Origin of the sequence: Pseudomonas sp. NPDC090755 (genome assembly GCF_044769005.1) — a bacterium.
Classification (GTDB): domain Bacteria; phylum Pseudomonadota; class Gammaproteobacteria; order Pseudomonadales; family Pseudomonadaceae; genus Aquipseudomonas.
Window position 1 is genome coordinate 216 of record NZ_JBIVXC010000045.1, and the last position, 4,763, is coordinate 4,978.

A 4,763-nucleotide genomic window follows, 5' to 3' on the forward strand; every position below is an offset into this window, starting at 1 on the left:
CGACCGTCACCGTGAGCATCGACAGCATCAGCACCGACAGCGGCGTGATGGGTGACTTCATCACCAACGACGCCGACGGCCTGACCGTCAATGCCAGCCTGTCGGCCGCCTTGGGCGCCGGGGAAAAACTGTTCTACTCGAACGACAACGGCGCCACCTGGATCGACGTCACCTCGGCCGTCAACGGCACCGCCGTCAGCTACGTCGACGACGCGCTGACCAGCAGCACCACGGTGCAGTTCCGCGTGGTCGACGCCGCCGGCAACACCGGTAGCCTGGCCAGCCAGGCCATCGTCATTGACAATAGCTTCCCGACCGTCACCGTGAGCATCGACAGCATCAGCACCGACAGCGGCGTGATGGGTGACTTCATCACCAACGACGCCGACGGCCTGACCGTCAATGCCAACCTCTCGGCCGCCTTGGGCGCTGGGGAAAAACTGTTTTACTCCAACGACAACGGCGCGACCTGGATCGACGTCACCTCGTCGGTGAACGGCACCGCCGTCAGCTACGTTGACGACGCGCTGACCAGCAGCACCACCGTGCAGTTCCGCGTGGTCGACGCTGCTGGCAACGCTGGTTCGCTGGCCAGTCAGGCGATCGTCATCGACACCGTCGCCCCGACCACCACCGTGAGCATCGACAGCATCAGCCTGGAAAGCGGCGTGATGGGTGACTTCATCACCAACGACGCTGACGGCCTGACCGTCAATGCCAGCCTCTCGGCCGCCTTGGGCGCTGGGGAAAAACTGTTTTACTCCAACGACAACGGCGCGACCTGGGTCAACGTCACCTCGTCGGTGACTGGCACTGCGGTCAGCTACGTCGACGACGCGCTGACCAGCAGTACTACCGTGCAATTCCGCGTCGAGGATGCCGCCGGCAACGCTGGTTCGCTGGCCAGCCAGGCGATCGTTATCGACAACAGCTTCCCGACCGTCAATGTGAGCATCGACAGCATCAGCTTCGACAGCGGCGTGGCGGGTGACTTCATCACTAACGACGCCGACGGCCTGACCGTCAATGCAAGCCTGTCGGCGGCCTTGGGTGCCGGGGAAAAACTGTTCTACTCCAACGACAACGGCGCGACCTGGATCAATGTCACCTCGGCCGTCAATGGCACTGCGGTGAGCTATGTCGACGACGCGCTGACCAGCAGCTCCACCGTGCAGTTCCGCGTGGTCGACACCGCCGGTAACGCCGGTAGCCTGGCCAGCCAGGTCATCGTCATCGATACTGCCGCCCCGACCACCACCGTGGTCATCGACAGCATCAGCCTGGAAAGCGGCGTGATGGGTGACTTCATCACCAACGACGCTGACGGCCTGACCGTCAATGCCAGCCTCTCGGCCGCCTTGGGCGCTGGGGAAAAACTGTTTTACTCCAACGACAACGGCGCCACCTGGATCGACGTCACCTCGTCGGTGACCGGCACCGCGGTCAGCTACGTCGACGACGCGCTGACCAGCAGTACCACCGTGCAATTCCGCGTCGAGGATGCCGCCGGCAACGCTGGTTCGCTGGCCAGCCAGGCGATCGTTATCGACAACAGCTTCCCGACCGTCAATGTGAGCATCGACAGCATCAGCTTCGACAGCGGCGTGGCGGGTGACTTCATCACCAACGACGCCGACGGCCTGACCGTCAATGCCAGCCTGTCGGCTGCCTTGGGTGCCGGCGAGAAACTGTTCTACTCCAACGACAACGGCGCCACCTGGGTCAACGTCACCTCGTCCGTCAACGGCACCGCTGTCAGCTATGTCGATGACGCGCTGACCAGCAGTACCACCGTGCAGTTCCGCGTGGTCGACGCTGCTGGCAACGCTGGTTCGCTGGCGAGCCAGGCGATCGTCATCGACACCGTCGCCCCGACTACCAGCGTGGCCATTGACAGCATCAGCCTGGACACCGGTGTGGCCGGTGACTTTATCACCAGCGACAGCGACGGCCTGACCGTCAATGCCAGCCTGTCGGCCGCCTTGGGCGCTGGCGAGAAACTGTTTTACTCCAACGACAACGGTGCGACCTGGATCGACGTCACCTCGTCGGTCAACGGCACTGCAGTCAGCTACGTCGACGACGCGCTGACCGGCAGCCCCAACGCAGTACATACCGGGGTGGTGAAATTCCGCGTTGAGGATGCCGCCGGCAACGCCGGTAGCCTGGCCAGTCAGGTGATCGTCATCGATACCGCCGCCCCGACTACCAGCGTGGCCATTGACAGCATCAGCCTGGACACCGGTGTGGCCGGTGACTTTATCACCAGCGACAGCGACGGCCTGACCGTCAATGCCAGCCTGTCGGCCGCCCTGGCGGCGGGCGAGAAGCTGTTCTACTCGAACGACAACGGCGCGACCTGGATCGACGTCACCTCGTCGGTGACCGGCACCGCGGTCAGCTACGTCGACGACGCGCTGACCAGCAGCACCACCGTGCAGTTCCGCGTGGTCGACGCCGCCGGCAACGCCGGCAGCCTGGCCAGCCAGGTGATCGTCATCGACAGCGTGGCACCGAGCATGCCAGTTGCGCCAACCACCTATGCAGATGATGTCGGTAGTGTAAAGAACCCAACCAGCACCGCGCTGGTCACAGATGACACTCGTCCAGGTATAAACGTAGGTGCCGGGTTGACCGGTGCCCCCAAACTTTATGTGAATGGCTCGCTGGTATCTGCTACTTACGATTCGGTGGCAGGGACGTTGACACCGGATGTGGGGCTGGCCGATGGCACTTACGCTTTCACGTGGACCTTGACCGACGTGGCAGGTAATGAAAGTGCGCCAAGCGGGGCGCTTAACGTGAGCATTGCTACTTCGGTAGAGACTCTCGCCTTGAGCTTGAGGACTGATAGCGGCAGCAGCGCGGTCGATGGCATCACTAACGTCAGCACTGTCGATGTCACTGGTATCGTGGCTGGTAATACTTGGGAATACAGCGTTGACGGCGGAGCTTCCTGGATCGCCGGGGCAGACAAGACGTTTGAATTGCTGGATGGTAAACACAGCTATTTGGTCCGCCAAACTGATATGGCTGGCAATGTTTCCCAGCCGTCGTCCTCTATTGATTTCACCCTGGACAAGCAAGCGCCCGTCCCGTTGGTCGTGTCGGGGCCTGAAATTTCAAGCACCTACATCAATGCGGCCGAGGCTGCGAGCGACGGTGGGACAGAAGTCATCATTGCGGCATACAGCGGAATGGCTGAAGGTGATGTCATTGATCTTGATTGGGCAGGTGTCCATTTCTCTCATACAGTGACTGCGAGCGAAGTTGGGCAGGACATTACCTTCCTGGTTGATACCGCCACATTGAACGCACATGAAGGATTACTGGCTGTTACTTATAGCGTGACGGATATCGCTGGTAACAGTGCTGGCAGCCCACCGTTATCGGTGCTGGTCGATACCACCCCGCCAGCGTTCCCAAAAGCGCCGGTAGTTATTGACAGCACTAATGGTATTAATGCTAGCGAAGCAGCCGACGGTGTAGATGTCATTATTCTGCCGTATAGCGTAATGGCCGAAGGCGATCAGATTGATCTGCTCTGGCAAGGTACCCATTATCTTCACACCGTTACACAGGCTGAAGTGGATGCCGGCAAAGGGATCACCTTGCACGTGGATGCCAGTGCGATCAGTGATGGCACCTTTACCCTCATCTATGACCTGAAAGACAGTGTTGGTAACCCGATAGATATCGGAAACGGCTCAGTATCAACGAGCGTTACCGTGGATTTGACGGCGCCCGGTGCTCCAAACCTGGTCTTGGCTACAGACACCGGCAGCAGCAACAGCGATAAGATCACCAACGTCGGTACCGTCAATGTGAGCGGTCTGGAAGCGGGGGCAACCTGGCAATACAGCACCAACGGCGGTAGCACGTGGACTGCCGGCAGTGGTACCAGCTTTACCCTTTCGGGCGATGGTGCCAAGAGCGTGGTGGTGCGTCAGACCGATGCCGCCGGTAACGTCTCTGTCACCTCGGCACCTTACACCTTCACCTTGGACACCAACATTGCTGTGCCGACCATCGACGTAATGGCAGTTGATAATGATATGTCTGCTGCAGAAGCCTCGAAAGCACAAAACATCACGGGTAAGGCAGAAGCCGGTGCTAGCGTGACCATTAACTTCAATGGTTACGACTACTCCGCTGTCGCGGACGCTAGCGGGAACTGGGGCGTGGTTGTTCCGGCGGCGAACCTGACAGGCGCTTACGCCAAAGTCATTACTGTGACGGCCACGGATGCGGCCGGTAATGTCTCGGCGCCGGCCACCCGTTCGGTGTGGCTGTCGGCGTCGGTCAATACGACCGCCTCTGGGGATCAGGTGGACGGAAACGTTACCAATCTGGCCGATGGCGGCTGGGTCGTGACGTGGAAAAGCAGCCAGGATATCTATCAGCAACGTTACACCTCGGCTGGAGTGGCTTCAGGCGTCGAGACTTTGGTCAATTCGACGACGTTAAACGGCCAGCAATTACCAAGCGTTACAGGGCTGAGCGACGGTGGCTGGGTCGTGACGTGGATAAGCTTCAAGCAAGACGGTTCGGCTGACGGCATCTATCAGCAACGTTATACCTCGGCTGGAGTGGCTTCAGGCGCCGAGACTCAGGTCAATACATACACGGCAAACATACAGAGCTATCCAAGCGTCACAGGGCTGAGCGACGGTGGCTGGGTGGTGACATGGAGTAGCCTTTTTCAGGAGACTGGCTGGGGGGTTTACCAGCAGCGTTACACGTCGACGGGTGTGGCTGTAGGC

Annotated in this window: 1 protein-coding gene; it reads left to right on the forward strand. The window is 60.1% G+C overall.

Features of this window, described 5'->3' with window-relative positions:
- Nucleotides 1-11: 11 nt before the first annotated feature.
- A partial coding sequence (locus ACIQUS_RS27010) for a beta strand repeat-containing protein (RefSeq protein ID WP_403054169.1) occupies nt 12-4,763 on the forward strand: 4,752 nt, incomplete at its 3' end.